Source organism: Micromonospora sp. WMMD735, from assembly GCF_049178995.1.
Classification (GTDB): domain Bacteria; phylum Actinomycetota; class Actinomycetes; order Mycobacteriales; family Micromonosporaceae; genus Micromonospora; species Micromonospora wenchangensis.
Genome location: NZ_JBMHMJ010000002.1, coordinates 5,876,862 through 5,895,467, shown reverse-complemented (window position 1 = coordinate 5,895,467; position 18,606 = coordinate 5,876,862). Strand labels below are relative to the sequence as shown.

The window sequence follows — 18,606 nt, the reverse complement described above, 5'->3', positions numbered from 1 at the left end:
TCAGCCGATCAGCTTCGCGTACGCCGGCTTGATCACCTCGTCGATGAGCGCCAACCGCTCGTCGAACGGGATGAAGGCGCTCTTCATCGCGTTGACCGTGAACCACTGGAGTTCCTTCCAGCCGTAGCCGAAGTTCTCCACCAGCAACGCCATCTCGCGCGACATCGAGGTGCCGCTCATCAGCCGGTTGTCGGTGTTCACCGTCACCCGGAACCGCAGCTCCCGCAGCAGCCCGATCGGGTGCTCGGCGATCGACGCCACCGCACCGGTCTGCACGTTCGACGACGGGCACAGCTCCAGCGGGATGCGCTTATCCCGCACGTACGCCGCCAGCCGGCCGAGCGTCGGCACCGGCCCCGGGGTGATGTCGTCGACGATCCGCACCCCGTGGCCGAGCCGGTCCGCCCCGCACCACTGGATCGCCTGCCAGATCGACGGCAGCCCGAACGCCTCACCGGCGTGGATGGTGAAGTGGAAGTTCTCCCGCTGGAGATACTCGAAGGCGTCCAGGTGGCGGGTGGGCGGGAACCCGGCCTCGGCACCGGCGATGTCGAAGCCCACCACCCCGGCGTCACGGTGCCGGACGGCCAGCTCGGCGATCTCCTGCGACCGGGCGGCGTGCCGCATCGCGGTGAGCAGGGTGCCGACCCGGATCGGGGTGCCCGCCGCAGCGGCCTCCGCGCTGCCCTCGACGAAGCCGGCGACGACCGCCTCGACGACCTCGTCCAGGGTGAGGTTCTGCTCCAGGTGCTGCTCGGGGGCGAACCGGACCTCGGCGTACACCACGCCGTCGGCGGCCAGGTCGAGCGCGCACTCCCGGGCCACCCGACGCAGCGCCGGGGCGGTCTGCATGACCGCGACGGTGTGCGCGAACGTCTCCAGGTAGCGCTCCAGGGAACCGGAGTGCGCCGCCTCCGCGAACCACCGGCCGAGCGCGTCGGGATCGGTGCTCGGCAGCTCGTGGCCCACCTCGGCGGCCAGCTCGACGACCGTCGCCGGCCGCAGGCCGCCGTCGAGGTGATCGTGCAGCAGCGCCTTCGGGACCTTGACGATGTCCTCGTATCGGATTGCGACCATCCCCCGACCCTAGTCACGCCCCCCGCCCGCCCGCGATCAGGCTCGCGCGGGCCGACCCGCGCGCCGGACCCGCGCCGGACGCGGCCCGCACGCGCCCCGGACGCGCCCCGGACGCGCCCCGGGGACAATGTCGCCGGTACAGCGGCATCAGCGCGAGCGGACACCGCAACACCGCCCCACCTGCATCGGGCGGGACCGTCCGAGTCCGGCGGGACCCCGAGTCCGGGCGGGACCACCCGAGCCGGGGGCACACAGGCGTCGGGCGGGCATGCCGACGGGCCGGCCGGTTGCGCGCCGTAGGCTGCTGCGGGTGACCGCGCCGCACCCGTTCGAGCAGCCCGTCGACGCGACGCACCCGCAGATCGTCGCCCGGCTGCGCTGCCCGGTCTGCGCCGAGCCGCTGGCCGCCGCCACCGACACCCGCGCCCTGCGCTGCCCCCGCCGGCACAGCTTCGACCTGGCCCGCCAGGGGTACGTCACCCTGCTCGCCGGCCGGGCCCCGCACGTCGGGGACACCGCCGAGATGGTCGCCGCCCGCGCCGACTTCCTGGCCGCCGGGCACTACGACATGATCTCGTCCGCACTGGCCGGGGCGGCGGCATCCGCACTGGCAACGCCCGCCGAAGCGCGAAAACGGGCCGAGGCGGGCGGGTCGGAGGGGATGGGCTTCGGGACGTACCCGCTGGTGGTGGAGGCCGGGGCGGGCACCGGCCGGCACCTCGCGGCGGTGCTTTCGGCGTGGCCGGACGCCGTCGGCCTGGCCCTGGACGTCGCCAAGCCGGCGCTGCGCCGCGCCGCCCGTGCCCACCCGCGCGCCGCCGCCGCGCTCGCCGACACCTGGCAGCGGTTGCCGCTGGCCGACCGGTCGGTGGCCGTGCTGCTCGACGTCTTCGCCCCGCGCAACGGCGACGAGTTCCACCGGGTGCTGCACCCGGCCGGGATGCTGCTGGTGGTCACCCCCACCGACGCCCACCTCGGCGAGCTGGTCAACGTGCTCGGGCTGCTGCGGGTCGACCCGGCCAAGGCCGACCGGGTCGCGGACAGCCTCGCCGGGCGGTTCACGCCGGAGCACACCACCGTGCACACCGCCCGGCTCACCCTCGACCGGGCCGAGGTGGCCACCCTGGTCGGGATGGGGCCGAGCGCCTGGCACACCGACCCGGCGCGGCTCGCCGCCGCGATCGACGCGCTGCCCACCCCGGTCACGGTGACCGCCTCGGTACGTCTCACCGCCTGGCGACCCCGCTGACCACGGCGGGACGGACCCGGGAGGGCGACGCCGCCGGACGCGGGAACGCTCAGGTGGAGAGGTCGACCTCTTCCCAGCCGGGCGGCTCGTCGTGGTAGGGGCCCCGCAGCATCACCGCCCACTCCAACGCCCACCGGCGCTGGCCGATCGCGTTCGCGTCCACCAGGCCGGGCAGCCGGTGCCCCGACTTCTCCACCTCCAGGTACGCCCAGTCCAGGCAGTAGTGCAGGTCGAGCAGGGCGGCGGCGTCCGCCGGGTGCTGCGGGGCGGCCAGGATGCGGGCCCGCCACTGACCGAAGGTCTCCCCGCCGGCCAGGTACGGCATCCGCTCCACCAGCCGCTCGTCCACCGGGATGGTCGGATCGAGCTGCTTGCTCAGGCCCAGCACCCAGGACAGCGAGAAGAGCGCGTCGTGGTGCAGGACGAACGAGCGGTGGTCGCCCTTGCCGCCCACCACGAACTGCCACTCGGGCGGAGTGACCATGTCGACCAGGTGGGATTCGAGCAGCCAGCTCATCGCCGTCTGCGCCGGCATCCCGAAGCAGCGGGCCAGGATCAGGTGCAGCACCGCGATGCGCGCCTCGATCTCCACGGTGGGCCGCAGTTCGATCTCGTCGCCCGGCTCCCAGACCAGGGGAAACTGGGCCGGCGGCAGGGGCAGGCGTAACCGGGACAACTCGTCGAGGCTCGCCTCGCGGACCTCGCGGGGATCGGGCGCGGCTACCAGCACGATCGGATTCCCTGTCTGCTCACGCGGCGTCACCGCCGTTCGGTCCCCCTGACCAGGGAGGATAGCGTTCCGTCGCGACCGGCACCACGTCGGTCGGCCCCTGTCGGGCCGACCGGTGTCAGGTGCCGCCGACGGTCAGCCGATCCGCTCGATGACCAGCGGCGACGCCGACGGCGCGGTGGCCGACACCCGGACCGCCAGGGCGGCCTCGGCGCGGGCGGCCGGCAGCCGCACCGTGTCGTCGGCGCGCAGCTCGTACAGCGGTTCGCCGACCCGGACCGGGTCGCCGGGCCGCTTGTGCAGCACCACCCCGGCGGCGGCACTGACCGGGTCCTCCTTGCGGGCCCGCCCCGCGCCGAGCCGCCACGCGGCCACCCCGATCGCGTACGCGTCGACGGACTCGACGAAGCCGTCGGTGTCGGCGCGGACCACCTCGACCTCGTTGGCGGTGGGCAGCTTGGCGTCCGGGTCGCCGCCCTGGGCGCGGATCATCGTGCGCCAGGCGTCCATCGCCCGCCCGTCGCGCAGCGCGGCGGCCGGGTCGGCGTCGGGCAGACCGGCCGCGTCGAGCATCTCCCGGGCCAGGGCCAGGGTCAGCTCCACCACGTCGGCCGGGCCGCCGCCGGCGAGCACCTGCACCGACTCGGCCACCTCGACGGCGTTGCCCACGGTCAGCCCGAGCGGGGTGGCCATGTCGGTGAGCAGGGCGACCGTGCGCACCCCGTGGGCGTCGCCGAGCGCCACCATCGTCCGGGCCAGCTCGCGGGCGTCGGCCACGTTCTTCATGAACGCCCCGGAGCCGACCTTGACGTCGAGGACCAGTGCCCCGGTGCCCTCGGCGATCTTCTTGCTCATGATCGAGCTGGCGATCAGCGGAATCGCCTCGACGGTGCCGGTGACGTCGCGCAGCGCGTACAGCTTGCGGTCGGCCGGGGCGAGCGCGGCGCCGGCCGCGCAGATCACCGCGCCGACGTCGCGGAGCTGGGCGATGAACTCGTCGTTGCTCAACGAGGCCCGCCAGCCGGGGATCGACTCCAGCTTGTCGAGGGTGCCGCCGGTGTGCCCGAGCCCCCGGCCGGAGAGCTGCGGGACCGCGCCGCCGCACGCCGCGACCAGCGGCGTGAGCGGCAGGGTGATCTTGTCACCGACGCCGCCGGTGGAGTGCTTGTCGACCGTCGGCCGGTCCACCGCCGACAGGTCCAGCCGCTCGCCGCTGGCGATCATCGCGGCGGTCCACCTGGCGATCTCCGGCACCGACATGCCGCGCAGCAGGATCGCCATGGCCAGCGCCGACATCTGCTCGTCGGCCACCAGCCCCCGGGTGTACGCGTCGACCACCCAGTCGATCTGGCCGTCGCTGAGCACACCCCCGTCCCGCTTGGCCCGGATGACGTCGACCGCGGTAAAAGCACTCACCGTTGAGTTCCCTCTGAAGTCGTTGCAGTGACCGGCGCGAGAGCCGGACGGGTCAGGAAGCGGCCCAGCGGGCCGGGATCTCCACCGGCGGCTCGCCCTCGCCGGCCCAGAAGATGGTGCCCTCCGCGTCCACCACCACGACCCTGGGCGTCCGGGCCAGCCCCCAGGTGATCGCCTCCGCCGGGTCGCCCCAGCTCGGGCCCTCCTCCAGCACCCCGGGCCCGGCCTCGTCGCTGTCGCCCGCCGACCGTTCCCAGTACGCCGTCCAGACCTGTTGCCCGGCGGAGAGGTCCGGATGCACGAAGACGGTGCCCCGCCCCCGCCAGGCGGCCAGCCGGTCCGGCACCACCGGCACCGGGTTCTCGCCGACGACCGCCTCGATGTCGGCCACGTCGAAGGCGTGCGGCAGCAGCTCCGCCATCCGCAGCGGGCCGGTCCTCGACTCGACCAGGCACTCCGGGCCGCCGTTCTCCCAGAGCAGTTGCCGGCACCTGCCACACGGCATCAACGGCTCACCGTTCGCGTCGACGCAGGACATCGCGACCAGCCGGCCGCCGCCGGTGGCGTGCAGCGCCGAGACCACCCCGCACTCGGCGCACAGGGTCACCCCGTAGCCGGCGTTCTCCACGTTGCAGCCGACCACCACCCGGCCGTCGTCGACGAGGGCCGCCGCGCCGACCGGGAACTGCGAGTACGGCACGTAGGCGTGCCGCATCACCTCGGTCGCGGCGGCCCGCAGGCGCTCCCAGTCGATCTCGCTCATCCCCTCATTCTGCCCAGGTCACCCCACCCGGGTGCGGGAAGGGTGCCGGTCGGCCGCCCGTCGCTTCCCGGCGGCCGGCCCGGGGCCGTACCCCGGACGGCGTCCGCCGGGGACGACGCGGGCCCGGCAGGGAGGTCCCCGCCGGGCCCGCACGGGCCGGTCTCTCAGCCCTTCACGTACGGCTTGCCGTCGGCCGCGGGTGCCCGGACCCGACCGACCAGCCCGGCCACGGCCAGGATGGTCGCGAGGTAGGGCAGCATCGCCAGGAACTGGTTGGGGATGCTGCTGCCGATCGCCCCGAGGTAGGTGGCGAGCTGGTCGGCGAAGCCGAAGAAGAGCGCGGCGAGCAGCGCCCCGGTCGGGCTCCACCGGCCGAAGATCAGCGCGGCCAGGGCGATGAAGCCCTTTCCGCCGATCATGTTCTTGGTGAAGCTGTAGAGCGCCAGGGTGTACGACGCGCCGCCGATGCCGGCCACCACGCCGGCCAGCAGCACGTTGCGGTACCGCAGGCTCAGCACCTTGACCCCGAGGGTGTCGGCGGCGGTCGGGTGCTCGCCCACCGACCGGGTCCGCAGGCCCCACCGGGTACGGAACAGCGCGAGGTGGATGACCAGCACCAGCAGCAGGCCGAGGTAGAGGAAGATGTTGCCCCGGAACAGCGCCGGGCCGAGCAGCGGGATGTCCTTCAGCAGCGGGATCTCCCAGTTGCCGAAGCGCGGCGCGCTGTTGTACGTGTCCGCGTCGGTCTGCATCAGCCGCTCGTAGAGGAAGCCGGTGACACCGACCGCCAGCAGGTTGAGCACCACCCCCATCACGACCTGGTCGACCAGGTAGCGGATGGCGAAGACGGCAAGCAGCAGCGAGATGAGCGCGCCACCGACGGCCGCCGCCACCAGGCCCACCCAGACGTTGCCGCTGAGGCTGCCGAAGAGCGCGCCGCTGAACGCGCCCATCAGCAACTGCCCCTCGATCGCGACGTTGACCACGCCGGACCGCTCGCAGAGCACCCCGGCCAGCGCACCGAAGATCAGTGGCAGGGCCAGGACGAAGGTGCCCCGGACGATGTTGACCATCGGCATGAAGTTGCGGCCCTCGGGGGCGGCGGAGACCTGCCAGCACAGGAAGCTCAGCACGAAGCCGACCAGCCCCACCCCGAGGACCAGGGTGAACCAGCGCTTCGGGACCCCGGCCAGCAGCGCGCCGCCGGCCCCGGCGGCGACGACCCCGAACAGGATCGCGCCGAGGGTGCCCTGGATCTCCAGCGCCGCGCCGCCCTCGGTCTCGCTGAGGGTGAACCGGGCCTGCTGGCCGGTGGCCAGCGCCCCGAACAGCACGGTGGCGAGCACGCCCAGCGCCAGCAGGACCGCGCCGACCTTACGGGGACGGGTCCAGAAGCCCTCGTCGACCGCGGCCACGGCGACGTCGGGAACAGCGGTGGTGGACATGCCTCACCAGCCCTTCGCGAGGCTCGTCTGCAACCGGGCGGCACGGGCGGCCCGGAGCTGGAAGATCGCCTTCACCAGGGCCGGCGCGGCGATGAAGATGACGATCAGCGCCTGGAGCACGGTGACCAGCTCCAGCGAGATCCCGGAGTACGACTGCATCCGGTTGCCGCCGGCCTGGAGCGCGCCGAACAGCAGCGCGGCCAGCAGCACACCCCACGGCTTCACCCGGCCGAGCAGCGCCACCAGGATGCCGTCGAAGCCGATCTGCGCGATCACCAGCGGGGTGAGCGCGTTCGCGGTGGAACCCAGCACCATCTGGCTGCCGCCGAGACCGGCGAGCATCCCGGCGATCACCATCACCAGCACGTACGTCTTGGTGACGCTGATGCCGGCGGTCCGCGCCGCGTCCGGGTTGGCCCCGACGGCCCGCAGCTCGAAGCCGAGCGTCGAGCGGTTGAGCAGCCAGGCGATGGCCCAGGTGGCCAGCACCGCGAGCAGGATGCCGGCGTGCACCCGCAGGTTGTCGCCGAGCAGCCGGGGCAGCGCGGCCGAGGAGTCGACCGGGCGGCTGATCGCGTCCGACCGGTCCGGGTTCTGCACGCCGTTCTGCACGATGATCCAGGACAGGAAGTAGACGGCGACGTAGTTGAGCATGATCGTGTTGATCACCTCGTGCGCGCCGGTCCGGGCCTTGAGGATGCCGGGGACGAAACCCCAGACCGCGCCGCCGGCCGCACCGGCGATCAACGCGACGACCAGGTGCACCACCGGGGGCAGCGGCAACGCGAAGCCGGCCACCGCGGCCAGGATCACGCCCATCGTCGCCTGGCCCTGGGCACCGATGTTGAACAGGCCGCCCCGGAAGGCGAGCGCCACCGACAGCCCGGTGAACACCAGCGGCGCGGTGTAGGTGAGGGTCTCCGAGATCGGGCTCATCGCGGCGGTGAAGCCGGACGCCTCCGGGTCGAAGACCGCCCCCTTGAACAGGTTGGCGTACGCCTCGCTGACCACCGTCCAGCTCGCGTTCAGGGCGTCGGTCGGGCGGGCCGTTATGTAGCCGTAGGTGGCCAGCACGTCCGGGTCCGACACGATGATCAGGACCGCGCCGACCAGCATCGCCAGCACCAGGGCGAGGACGGTGACGGTGACCGTGTTGGCGGCCCAGAGGTTGTCCAGGAAGAGCCGGCCCAGCGTGGGCCGGGGCCCCGGCGCGGGCTGCTTGGGGGAGGTCATCGTGGCGCCCCGGTCGGCCTTGCCGGTCAGCGCCAGCTCCGCCTCGGTCGCCGGTTCCTTGTCCGGGGAGCCGGACACCGGGTTGGGGTTGCTCATGCCTCGTCCTCGTTACCGGGGCGTTCGGGGGCCGGCGTCACGCCGCCGGCCGTACCGCCCGGGATGGTGGCCGCGCCGTCGGTCGGGGCCGGTGCGGGGGCGTCGGGGGTGATGCCGGCCATCAGCAGGCCGATCTCCTCGCGCGGGGTGTCCGGGCCGACGATGCCGATGATCCGGCCCCGGTACATCACCGCGATCCGGTCGGCGAGGCCGATCACCTCGTCCAACTCGCTGGAGACCACCATGACGGCGGTGCCGACGTCGCGCTCGCGGATGACCCGGCTGTGGATGAACTCGATCGAGCCGACGTCCACGCCCCGGGTGGGTTGGGCGGCGATGAAGAGCTTCAGCGGCCGGGACAGTTCCCGGGCCACGATCACCTTCTGCTGGTTACCGCCGGACAGGGTGCCGACCGCCGCGTCCGCCGACGGGGTACGCACGTCGAACTGCTCGATCCGCTCCTTCGCCGAGGCGGCGATCGCGTCCGGCCGCAGCGCCAGGCCCCTACCGAACGGCGGCCGGTCGTAGATGTCGAGGACCAGGTTCTCGGCGACGCTGAATTCCTTGACCAGGCCGTCGACGCTGCGGTCCTCGGGGACGTAGCCGACCCCGGCACGGAGCACCTTCTTGGTGGACCAGCCGTGGATCGGCTCGCCGTCGAGGGTCACCGTGCCGGCGAGCGTCGGGCGCAGCCCCATGATCGCCTCGATCAGCTCGGTCTGCCCGTTGCCCTGCACACCGGCCACGCCGAGCACCTCACCGGCGCGTACGGTCAGGTCGACGCCGTCGACCGCGCGGACCTGCCGGTCGTCGTCGACGACCAGGCCGGCGACCTCCAGGATCGGCCGGCCCGGGGTGGCGGGCTGCTTGTCGACGGTGAGCCGGACGTTGCGGCCGACCATCAGCGCGGCCAACTCGTCCCGGCTCGCCTCGGGGGAGGCGGTGCCGACGGTCCGGCCGCGCCGGATCACGGTGATCCGGTCGGCGATGGCCTTGACCTCGCCGAGCTTGTGGGTGATGAAGACGATCGACTTGCCGGCCGCCTTGAGCGACCGCATGACCGTGAGCAGTTCCTCGGTCTCCTGCGGGGTGAGCACGGCGGTCGGCTCGTCGAGGATCAACAGGTCGACGTCGCGGGTGAGCGCCTTGACGATCTCCACCCGCTGCTGGATGCCGACCGGCAGGTCCTCGATCACGGCGTCCGGGTCGACCCGCAGGTTGTACCGCGCGGAGACCTCGGCCACCTCGCGGCGGGCCCGCCGCCGGTCGAGGAAGCCGACGATGCCGCCCCGGACCTGCTCCGCGCCGAGCATGATGTTCTCGGCCACGGTGAAGACCGGCACCAGCATGAAGTGCTGGTGCACCATGCCGATCCCGGCCCGGATCGCGTCCGAGGGGCCCTTCAGCTTCAGCGGCTTTCCGTCGACCAGGATCTCGCCCCCGTCGGGCTGGTAGAGCCCGTAGAGCACGTTCATCAGGGTCGACTTGCCGGCGCCGTTCTCGCCGAGCAGGGCGTGGATCTCTCCAGGCTCCACCGTCAGGTCGATGTGATCGTTGGCGACCAGATCACCGAACCGCTTGGTGATGCCGCGCAGTTCGAGTCTCAGCGCAACCTCCTGGGGTGCGAGCGATGGTGCAGCCTAGCTGCCGGGTCGGCCGGTCACCGGGGTGCCGGCCGACCGGTGCGCGGACCGGCCGCCCCGACGCCCGTGGGGTTGCCCACGTACGCCGGGACGGCCGGTCGTCATGCCTGGTGCCCGCCGGCCGCCGCTGCCGATGATCCCATCGCCGCGGCCGGCGCGGCGGTCACTTGGTCGGCTGGGCCTTCGAGGTGACCGTGATGGTGCCGGCGGCGATGTCCGCCTTGAGCTTCTCGACCTCGGCCTTGAGGTCCGCCGGGACCTTGCTGTCGAAGTCGTGGTACGGGGCGATCGAGACACCGTTGTTGGCGAGGTTGCCGACGAAGCCCGGGGTGGCGGCGAGCTTCTCGCCACCGGCGGCCTTGAGCACGGCGTCCTTGACGGCGTCCGGGATGTTCTTGACCACGGTGGTCAGCAGCGCCGCGCAGTCCGGGGTGCTCTCGCAGCCGTCGACGTCGACCCACACGACCGAGTACTTGCCGCCCGACGCCTTCGCCGCGGCGGTGGTGCCGAGGCCCGCGCCACCGGCGACCGGCATGACGATGTCCGCGCCCTGGGCGACCAGCGCGTCGGAGACCTTCTTGCCCTCGTCCTGCTTGGCGAAGTCGTTGGTGAAGGAGCCCTTCTGGGTCTCCTTGTTCCAGCCGAGCACCTGGACGTTCTTGCTCTTGGTCTTGTTGTAGTGCGCCACGCCGTCGGCGAAGCCGTCCATGAAGATGGTCACCGGCGGGATCGGCAGGCCACCGTAGGTGCCGACCTTGCCGCTCTTGCTCATCCCGGCGGCCAGGTAGCCGGCCTGGAAGGCGGCCTGGGCGGTGTCGAACTGCATCGGGTAGACGTTCGCCGTGGCCGGGTTCGCGTCCACGATGCCGAACTGCTGGTTCGGGTTCGCGGCGGCGATCTTCTTGGTGGCGTCCGACATCAGGCCACCGACGGCCAGGATGAAGTCGCACTTCTGGTTGACGTACCCGGTCAGGTTGACCTCGTAGTCCGCCTCGGCCTTCGACGCGACGTACTTGATGTCGATGTTGTCGTTGGCCTTCTTGGCCTCCTCCAGGCCCTTCCAGGCGGAGGTGTTGAACGACTTGTCGTCGATGCCGCCGACGTCGGTCACCATGCAGGCGCTGTACTTCTTGTCGCCGCTGCCACCGGCGTTGTTGTCGTCGTCCGGCGCCTCACCACACGCGGCAGCACCCAGCACGAGCCCACCCGCCGCGATGGCAGAGGCGATCCGCATCCCACGCACAGAGCGCAAGACGTCTCCTTCCATTGCTCACCGCCTCGTGCGGTGGCAGCCCTTGAACCGACGAGCGTTGTGCCGCCGGCATCCCACGTTACGGACGGGAGCGTAGCCCGACGTCCACCCACCGGCCGCCAATCGTGCACGACTGTTGAACGCTCGTTATCCCGGCGTAACCCTCGGGTGGGGCACATCACTCAGCATGCCGGTTCCGGCGGGCCAGGTGCGGCGAACGTCCCGTTCCCGGCGACCCCGACGGCTACCGCCAGAACACCGCCACAGCGGCCGTGACCAGGGTCAACCCGATGATCGCCAGGAAATGGCCACGGGCCACCTGCGCCCGCTTCCGGGAGAAGAAGACCATGACGAAGATGAGCAGGGCCAGCACCAACTTGGTAACAAGCTTCGCGGGGGCCGGCTCGTCGCCGTCGCGCAGCGGCGCGGACAGGCCCACGCCGGTCAGCAACTGGATCACCGAGCCCCAGAGCATGGCCGCGTTGATCCGCAGCCGGCCGCTGACGTACTGGGCGACGGCACCGCCGAGCAGCAGCGCGAACCCGATCAGATGGACATAGAGAAGGACCAGTCGGAGAGCTTCCACGCCGGCCATCCTCCCCCATCAACGACAGTTTGTAGTAGGTGGCCCGCCGGCTGAGTTCAATCCGTGATCTCGCCGTCCCCGCCGACGGGCCGCCCGTCAGAGCCGCCAGACCTGGAAGGTCGGGCCGTCACCGGGCAGGGTGATCCCGCCGTCGGGGGCGGACCGCAGGGCCGGGGCACCCCCGTGGAGGTTCTCCCCCGTCGGGCCGGAACCGGTGGCCGGCAGGCCGGTCAGCCGCACCGGCGGGCCGGCCGCCCGGCGGGCCAGCACCAGCACCGCGCCGGTGGTCGCCTCGCGCAGGAAGACGAGCGTGTCGGCGTCGACGTACACCCAGCGCAGGCCGCCGTGCCGCAGCTCCGGGGTGTCCCGGCGCAGCGCCAGCAGCGCCCGGTAGGCGGCGAAGGTGCCGGCGTCGCGTTGCTGCGGCCGGTGCCACGGCATCGGGGTACGCGAGGACTCGCCGTTGCCGCCCGTCAGCCCCCACTCGTCACCGGCGAAGACCACCGGGGTGCCGGGCAGGGTGACGAGCAGGCCGGCGGCCACCTCCTGCCGGGCGGCGTCGCCGACCACGGTGCGGATGCGGGCCGAGTCGTGCGAGCCGAGCAGCTGCCACGAGTGGACGTACGACCGCCAGGAGACCAGCGACCGGAAGCTGTTCATGGTGGCGAGCACCGCGTGCGCGTCCCGCCGCCGCACCCCGCCCGGCGTGCCGAGGAAGTTCGGCAGCGGCACCTGGTCCCCGGCGTCCCCGGGACCGGTGCGCAGCCAGGACCACACCGGGTCGGTGAAGCCGACGTAGTTCATGGTGCCGTGCCAGCCGTCGCGGTCCAGGTCACCGGTGTGGTCGTGGCCGTGCTCGGCGAGCAGCAGCCCGTCGGCCCGGGTCTGCGCGACCACCTCGCGCAGCAGCCGCGCCACCTCGTGGGTGTACGCGTCCGCGCCCCGCCGGCCGGTCATGTTGGCCACGTCGACCCGCCAGCCGTCCAGCCCGTACGGCGGGCGCAGCCAGCGGCGCACCAGCGAGTCCGGGTCGGTGGCGAAGCGGCGGCGCAGCTCGGCGCTGCCCCAGTTCAGCTTCGGCAGCGACCGCACCCCGTTCCACGACTCGTACGTCGGCTCCCCGCCACCGGTCGGCACGTCGAAGTAGTACAGCTCCCGTTCGGGGGCGTCGGCGTCGGCCAGGGCGCGGGTGAACCACTCGTGCGCGTCACCGGTGTGGTTGCTGGTGATGTCGCCGATCAGCCGCCAGCCCCGGGCCCGGACGGCGTCGGCCAGCCGGACCAGCGCCGCGTCGCCGCCGAGCAGCGGGTCGACGGTGTCGAAGCCGGCGGCGTCGTAGCGGTGGTTGGAGCGGGCCGGGAAGATCGGCGTCAGGTAGACGGTGTTGACGCCGAGCCGGTCCAGGTGGTCGAGGCGTTCGGTGATGCCGTCGAGGTCGCCGCCGTAGAACTGGCGGGGGGTCTGCGGGCCGTACCCGATGACCGGGGTGTCCCAGTCGCACGGGACCGCCCAGTCCGGCGGGGTGCGCCCGTCGGCGGCGGCGGACCGGGCGAACCGGTCGGGGAAGATCTGGTAGATCAGCGCGTCGCGGGCCCAGGCGGGCGGCGGGGCATGGCTGACCAGCCTGAAGTCGCCGTGGTCGGGCACGTCGTGGTCGACCTGCCCGGCGGCGTTGAGCCAGCGGTAGCCGGTCGCCCCGGTGAGCATGAACCTGTAGTTGCTGACCGGGTTGCGGACCTCGACGTCGGCCCGCCACCACACGTCGTGGCCGTCCCGGCGGTCGACGGTGGCCTCGACGAAGCGCGGCTCACCGTCGCCCGTGGTCCGGACGTGCACCTGCCGGACGTCGGTGCCCTCGGGCACCCGGACGAACACCGGCACGGTCTGACCGAGGGTGGGTTCCTGCTCGGGCACGTACAGCGCGGAGCCGTCGTGGTGCGGTGACAGGGACATGGCTGCCTTCCGATTCATCCCTTGACGGCCCCGGCGGTGAGGCCGGAGACGATGTAGCGCTGGAGGAGCTGGAAGACCAGCACGGTGGGGATCGCGGTGAGCAGGGTGCCCGCCGCGAAGATGCCGAAGTTGTTGTTCCGCTCCCCCGCCACCAGGCCGAACATGCCGACCGCGAGGGTCTTGGACCCGGTGTCGGTGAGGAACACGTTGGCGATCATGAATTCGTTGATCGTGCCGATGAACGACAGCAGCGCGGTCACCGCCAGGATCGGCGCCACCAACGGCAGCATGATCCGGAAGAAGACCTGTGCGTGGCTGGCGCCGTCCATCGTGGCCGACTCGTCCAGCTCGCGGGGCAGGGTGTCGAAGAACCCCTTCATCAGCCAGGTGTTCATGCCCAGCGCGCCGCCCATGTAGAGCAGGAACAGGCCCCACGGGGTGTTGAAGCCGATCGACGGCCACAGGTCGGTGACCCGGGTGAAGATCAGGAAGATCGCCACGATCGCCAGGAACTGCGGGAACATCTGGATCAGCAGCAGGGTCAGCAGCCCGATTCGCCGCCCGGCGAAGCGCATCCGGGAGAACGCGTACGCCGCCAGCGAGGACAGGAAGATCGACGCGAAGCTCGCCCCACCCGCGATGAGCAGCGAGTTGAGGAACCAGCGGCCGAACTCCGTCCGCTCGAACAGGTCACCGAAGTTCGCCAGTGACGCCCCGGTGGGCAGCAGCTCGGTCGACGAGAGGGTGCCGAGCGGGTTGAGCGCGGCGGAGAGCACGAACAGGATCGGGAAGAGGCTGAACGCCACCGCCAGCACGCCGACCGCGTGCCGCCAGCCGACCTGGGTGAACCACCGGCCCGGGCGTCGAGCGCCGGGTACCGCGGCACCCGGCCGACCGGCACGCGGGCCGGCGGCATCCGATCCGACGACGGGTGCGGCGGGGGTCGCCGGCCCGGCGGTGTGGGGACGGGTCGTCACGAGTAGACCTCCTCCTGCTGGCGGGTGCGCCGGAAGCTGACCGCCGAGACCGTGGCCACGATCGCGAAGATGAAGATCGACACCGCGGCGGCCAGGCCGAACTCGGCGCCCTGCGCGCCGAAGGCCAACCGGTAGGTGTACGTGATCAGCAGGTCGGTGGCCCCGTTCGTCGGGTTGTCCGGCGCGAACGGGCCACCCTCGGTGGTCAACCAGATCGCGTTGATGTTGTTGAAGTTGTACGCGAACGACGCGATCAGCAGCGGCGAGAGCGCGACCAGCAGCAGCGGCAGGGTGACCGCCCGGAACGACTGCCAGGGCGACGCGCCGTCGACCGAGGTGGCCTCGGTCAGCTCCTTCGGGATCGCCTGGAGCGCCCCCGTGGTCACCAGGAACATGTACGGGTAGCCGAGCCAGAGCTGCACCAGCAGCACCGCCAGCCGGGCCGACCAGGCCTCGCCGAACCAGTCGACACCGAGCCCGAACAGGTTGTTGACCAGGCCGAAGTCGGTGTTGAACATGTCCCGCCAGACCAGCAGCATGGCGAACGACGGCATCGCGTACGGCAGGATCAGGAAGACCCGGTAGAGGTTGGTGCCCCGCATCCGGGGCGAGTGCAGGGCCAGCGCGATCGCCATGCCCAGTAAGAAGGTGAACCCGGTGGAGCCGATCGCGAAGGCGAAGTTCCACAGCAGGGTGCCGAAGAACGGGCCGGAGATGTTCGGGTCGGTGAGCACCCGGGCGAAGTTCTTGAAGCCCACCCCGACCTGCCAGCCCTGGGCGAGCCGCTCGCCGTCGGCGGCGACGAAGGCACCGGTGTCCGGGTCGGCCGTCCAGGTCCTGCCGGTCTCGCCGTCGGTGACGCAGTCGCAGCCCCGGTCGTACGCCCGGACGGCCTTGCCCTCGTAGGCGCGGGACAGGCCGTTGGAGCGCACCGCACCCCCGGAGGTCGGCACCACCAGGGCGGTGATCTCCTCGCTGCGGACGCTGGCCTGGCCGACGTTGAGCACGGTGTAGCCCTTGGCGGCGGTGACCCGGCCGCTGCCGGCGACGGTCACGTCGGCGGCGTCGAGCGGGCGCAGCCCGTCGGCGTCCCCGGCGGAGACCCGGCCGGTCCCCGGGTCGGTGAGCAGGAAGACCAGCGGCCCGGTGGCCGGGTCGCCGGTGGTGGCGATGGCGAGGGCGTACTCGGCGGAGCCGGGGACCTGCTTGACCGAGGAGGTCTCGATGGCGACGATCGCGTCGTCCTTGGAGCCCCGGTGGCCGTCGCCGAAGTTCGTGAACGCGGTGCTCGCGGTGTAGAGCACCGGGAAGACCTGGAAGGCGATCAGGAAGATCGTTCCCGGCACCAGGTATTTCGCCGGGATGTGCCGGCGGGTCAGGTAGAGGTAGCACAGACCGACGGTGGTGACCGCCAGGACGGCGAGACCGACCCAGAGCCGGGCGGCGACGAGCGGGAAGGCCGCCCAGATCGCGATCCCGGCCACCAGGCCGAGCAGGACCACCTTGACGGCGAGACCGGTCGCGGTGATCGGCGCGTGGCGCGCGGTACGGGAGGTTTCCGGGGGCCCGGAACGCGCAGGCCCCCGGCCCGGGGCCTGCGGGGCAGGTCCCGGGCCGGACAGCGTGCTCATTACTTGATCTGACCCGAGATCGTCTTGCCGGCGGCGGTGACGGTCTTCGCCGGGTCGGCGCCACCGATGACGGCGGCCTCGGCCTTGCCGAACGGGTCCCAGATCGCGGCCATGGCCGGGATCGCCGGCAGCACCTGGCCGTCCTTGCCCGCCTCGGAGAACTTGGCCAGATCCGGGTCGGTGCCCTTGACCTGGTCGAACGCGGCGGTCAGCGCCGGCGGGCGGGGCTCGGCCTGGTAGAGCGCCACGGCCAGTTCGGGGGTGGTGACGTAGTTGGTGACGAACTCCTGGGCCAGCGCCTTGTTCTTGCCCTTGGCGGCGACGTAGAACGCCTGGACGCCGACGAACGGCTGGGCCGGCTTGCCACCGGCGAAGCCGGGGACCGGGGAGATGTCGTAGGAGATGCCTGCCTTCTTGGCGTCGGCGATCGCCCACGGGCCGGAGACCAGGAAGGCGCACTTCTTACCGGTGAAGGTGGCGATCGAGTTCTCGCCGGTGATGGAGCGCTTGAGCGCGCCGTCACCCTTCTCGCCGAGCTTGCCGATCTTCGTGAACGCCTCGATCGACTCCGGCTTGCCCACGCCCAGGTCCTTCGGGTCGTAGTCGCCGTTGGCGGCGGTGCCGAAGAGGTAGCCGCCGGCCGAGGTGTACAGCGGGTAGATGTGGTACGCGTCGCCGTTCTGTCCGGACTGGAGGCAGAGGATCTCGCTGGCCTTCTTGTCGGCCTTGAGCTTCTTGCCGGTGGCGACCAGGTCCTCGATCGTCTTGGGCGCCTCGGGGGCCAGCGCGGTGTTGCGGATCAACGCGACGTTCTCGGTGGCGTAGGGGACGCCGTAGAGCTGCCCGTTGAAGGTGACCGCCTTGATCGCGGTCTCGTTGAAGCCGGACTTCTGCTCGGCGGCGAGCTGCACCGGGTCGATCGCCCCGTTCTGCACGAGGTTGCCGATCCAGTCGTGCGCGCCGACCACCACGTCCGGGCCGCTGCCCTGCTGGGAGGCGGTGACGAAGTTGGTCTGGAGGTCCTTGGAGACGGCCTGCACCTCGACGGTGACGCCGTTCTCCTGGCCGAACTTCTCGGCGAACGGCTTGAGCGCCGCGGTCCGCTTGTCGTCCGCCCAGATGACGAGCTTGCCGCTCGCGGCCGGGGAGGTGGCCTTGGCCGCCGGTTCGTCCTTGCTGTTGCCGCCGCCGCAACCCGAGGCGGCGAGCGCCAGGCCGAGAACGGTGACCACACCCGCGGTACGGATGCGCATCGGTACTCCTGTCGTCATGACGGGTCGCCGGGGGACGGGCGACCACACCGGGGAAACACTGAAAGTTCTTGCTGACCGACGCCGGGCAGGCCGCGTCGCTGCTGTCACGTGTTGCCGGGACGTTAGCAAGAGGTTGCATGCAATGGAAGGGCTTGCAGAGGCGTACGCAAGAACTTGCCCGTGAGCTAGAGTGCCGCCATGCGCGCTCGACTGTCCGACATCGCCCAACAGGCCGAAGTCAGCGAGGCCACGGTGTCGCGGGTGCTCAACGACCGCCCCGGTGTGGCCCCCGAGACCCGCCAGGCCGTACTGACCGCCCTCGACGTGCTCGGCTACGAGCGTCCGGCCCGGCTGCGCAAGCGCAGCGCCGGCCTGGTCGGGCTGGTGGTGCCGGAGCTGGACAATCCCATCTTCCCGGCGTTCGCCCAGGTCATCGAGTCGACGCTGGCCCAGAGCGGGTTCACCCCCGTGCTGTGCACCCAGACCCCGGGCGGGGTCACCGAGGACGAGTACGTGGAGATGCTGCTCGACCGGCAGGTCTCCGGCATCGTCTTCGTCTCCGGCCTGCACGCCGACACGGCCGCCAACCACGACCGGTACCGCGCGCTGATCGCCCGGCCGCTGCCGGTCGTCATGATCAACGGGTACGCCCCGGGCATCGCCGCGCCCTTCGTCTCCTGCGACGACCGGGAGGCCACCGAGCTGGCCGTGGCGCACCTGGTCGCGCTCGGGCACCGGCGGATCGGCCTGATCACCGGGCCGGACCGGTTCGTGCCGGTGCAGCGTCGGGTGGCCGGCTTCCGGGCCGCGATGACCCGGCTCGGCACCACCGGCGGCGACCTGGACGCGCTCGCCGAGCTGTCGCTGTTCGGCGTCGAGGGCGGCGAGGCCGCCGCCGGCCGGCTGATCGAGCGCGGGGTCACCGGGATCGTCTGCGGCTCCGACCTGATGGCGCTCGGCGCGGTCCGGGCCGCCCGGCAGCGCGGCATGTCCGTCCCCGGCGACCTGTCGGTGGTCGGCTACGACGACTCGCCGCTGATGGCCTTCACCGACCCGCCGCTGACCACCATGCGGCAGCCGGTGGCCGCGATGGCGGTGGCCGCGGTCCGCGCCCTGGTCGACGAGATCAACGGGCACGCCGCGCCACACTCGGAGTACCTGTTCCGCCCGGAGCTGGTGGTCCGCGGATCGACCGCGGTCGTCCGACAGGCGGACGCCGGCCGGCAGCGCCCGGTGCCGCCCGCCCTCGCCGTCCCCGCCTGACCCGCTGCCGCCTGCCGGCCCGCGCTCCCCGTCGACCGG

General features: G+C 72.1%; 15 protein-coding genes. 2 read left to right on the top strand and 13 right to left on the bottom strand.

The window, feature by feature from the left end:
- Positions 1-1,077: an adenosine deaminase gene (locus tag ACN268_RS25850; RefSeq protein ID WP_421485452.1), complete on the bottom strand. Its 1,077-nt coding sequence runs from the start codon at positions 1,075-1,077 to the stop codon at positions 1-3.
- A gap of 361 nt (positions 1,078-1,438) precedes the next feature.
- On the opposite strand from ACN268_RS25850, the gene ACN268_RS25845 reads away from it, so the two are divergent.
- Positions 1,439-2,326, top strand: a complete 888-nt coding sequence (locus ACN268_RS25845; protein WP_421486995.1) for a putative RNA methyltransferase — start codon at positions 1,439-1,441, stop codon at positions 2,324-2,326.
- Positions 2,327-2,375: 49 nt separating this feature from the next.
- Here the strand turns inward: ACN268_RS25845 and ACN268_RS25840 are convergent, their stop codons facing one another.
- The 12 genes from ACN268_RS25840 to ACN268_RS25785 all read right to left on the bottom strand — a co-directional run bounded on the left by ACN268_RS25840 (position 2,376) and on the right by ACN268_RS25785 (position 17,304).
- Positions 2,376-3,056, bottom strand: coding sequence for a DUF4272 domain-containing protein (locus ACN268_RS25840; protein ID WP_421485451.1), 681 nt, complete (start codon positions 3,054-3,056; stop codon positions 2,376-2,378).
- A 135-nt stretch (positions 3,057-3,191) separates the two neighbouring features.
- Positions 3,192-4,472: a thymidine phosphorylase gene (locus ACN268_RS25835; RefSeq protein ID WP_357929034.1), complete on the bottom strand. Its 1,281-nt coding sequence runs from the start codon at positions 4,470-4,472 to the stop codon at positions 3,192-3,194.
- Between the two features lie 52 nt (positions 4,473-4,524).
- Complete coding sequence (locus ACN268_RS25830; RefSeq protein WP_363654024.1) at positions 4,525-5,235, bottom strand: cytidine deaminase; 711 nt, start codon at positions 5,233-5,235, stop codon at positions 4,525-4,527.
- Between the two features lie 164 nt (positions 5,236-5,399).
- Positions 5,400-6,680 (bottom strand): ABC transporter permease, encoded by a 1,281-nt coding sequence (locus tag ACN268_RS25825; RefSeq protein WP_421485449.1) that lies wholly within the window; start codon positions 6,678-6,680, stop codon positions 5,400-5,402.
- Between the two features lie 3 nt (positions 6,681-6,683).
- Positions 6,684-8,009, bottom strand: coding sequence for an ABC transporter permease (locus ACN268_RS25820; protein ID WP_421485448.1), 1,326 nt, complete (start codon positions 8,007-8,009; stop codon positions 6,684-6,686).
- Positions 8,006-9,556, bottom strand: a complete 1,551-nt coding sequence (locus ACN268_RS25815; RefSeq protein WP_421486994.1) for an ABC transporter ATP-binding protein — start codon at positions 9,554-9,556, stop codon at positions 8,006-8,008. Before ACN268_RS25815 ends, ACN268_RS25820 begins: the two co-directional genes overlap by 4 nt.
- 259 nt (positions 9,557-9,815) lie before the next feature.
- Positions 9,816-10,886 (bottom strand): BMP family lipoprotein, encoded by a 1,071-nt coding sequence (locus tag ACN268_RS25810; RefSeq protein ID WP_204927530.1) that lies wholly within the window; start codon positions 10,884-10,886, stop codon positions 9,816-9,818.
- A 262-nt stretch (positions 10,887-11,148) separates the two neighbouring features.
- The gene (locus ACN268_RS25805) at positions 11,149-11,490 is read right to left on the bottom strand and encodes a hypothetical protein (protein ID WP_145917841.1); all 342 of its coding nucleotides are present in this window, start codon (positions 11,488-11,490) and stop codon (positions 11,149-11,151) included.
- A 96-nt stretch (positions 11,491-11,586) separates the two neighbouring features.
- Entirely contained in the window at positions 11,587-13,443 is a 1,857-nt protein-coding gene (locus ACN268_RS25800; RefSeq protein WP_421485447.1) for a glycoside hydrolase family 13 protein, read from the bottom strand.
- 14 nt (positions 13,444-13,457) lie between these two features.
- Positions 13,458-14,258, bottom strand: a complete 801-nt coding sequence (locus ACN268_RS25795; protein ID WP_421486993.1) for a sugar ABC transporter permease — start codon at positions 14,256-14,258, stop codon at positions 13,458-13,460.
- A 158-nt stretch (positions 14,259-14,416) separates the two neighbouring features.
- Positions 14,417-16,051, bottom strand: a complete 1,635-nt coding sequence (locus ACN268_RS25790; RefSeq protein WP_421485446.1) for an ABC transporter permease subunit — start codon at positions 16,049-16,051, stop codon at positions 14,417-14,419.
- Positions 16,051-17,304, bottom strand: a complete 1,254-nt coding sequence (locus tag ACN268_RS25785) for a sugar ABC transporter substrate-binding protein (RefSeq protein WP_421485444.1) — start codon at positions 17,302-17,304, stop codon at positions 16,051-16,053. Before ACN268_RS25785 ends, ACN268_RS25790 begins: the two co-directional genes overlap by 1 nt.
- Before the next feature lie 198 nt (positions 17,305-17,502).
- On the opposite strand from ACN268_RS25785, the gene ACN268_RS25780 reads away from it, so the two are divergent.
- Positions 17,503-18,567: a LacI family DNA-binding transcriptional regulator gene (locus tag ACN268_RS25780; protein WP_421485442.1), complete on the top strand. Its 1,065-nt coding sequence runs from the start codon at positions 17,503-17,505 to the stop codon at positions 18,565-18,567.
- Positions 18,568-18,606: the final 39 nt, after the last annotated feature.

Bases quoted from the DNA above. Each gene is read 5' to 3' on its own strand.
- ACN268_RS25780 (WP_421485442.1), top strand. From the start codon at position 17,503: ATGCGCGCTCGACTGTCCGACATCGCCCAACAGGCCGAAGTCAGCGAG.
- ACN268_RS25785 (WP_421485444.1), bottom strand. From the start codon at position 17,304: ATGCGCATCCGTACCGCGGGTGTGGTCACCGTTCTCGGCCTGGCGCTC.
- ACN268_RS25810 (WP_204927530.1), bottom strand. From the start codon at position 10,886: ATGCGGATCGCCTCTGCCATCGCGGCGGGTGGGCTCGTGCTGGGTGCT.
- ACN268_RS25790 (WP_421485446.1), bottom strand. From the start codon at position 16,051: ATGAGCACGCTGTCCGGCCCGGGACCTGCCCCGCAGGCCCCGGGCCGG.
- ACN268_RS25830 (WP_363654024.1), bottom strand. From the start codon at position 5,235: ATGAGCGAGATCGACTGGGAGCGCCTGCGGGCCGCCGCGACCGAGGTG.
- ACN268_RS25825 (WP_421485449.1), bottom strand. From the start codon at position 6,680: ATGTCCACCACCGCTGTTCCCGACGTCGCCGTGGCCGCGGTCGACGAG.
- ACN268_RS25800 (WP_421485447.1), bottom strand. From the start codon at position 13,443: ATGTCCCTGTCACCGCACCACGACGGCTCCGCGCTGTACGTGCCCGAG.
- ACN268_RS25850 (WP_421485452.1), bottom strand. From the start codon at position 1,077: ATGGTCGCAATCCGATACGAGGACATCGTCAAGGTCCCGAAGGCGCTG.
- ACN268_RS25820 (WP_421485448.1), bottom strand. From the start codon at position 8,009: ATGAGCAACCCCAACCCGGTGTCCGGCTCCCCGGACAAGGAACCGGCG.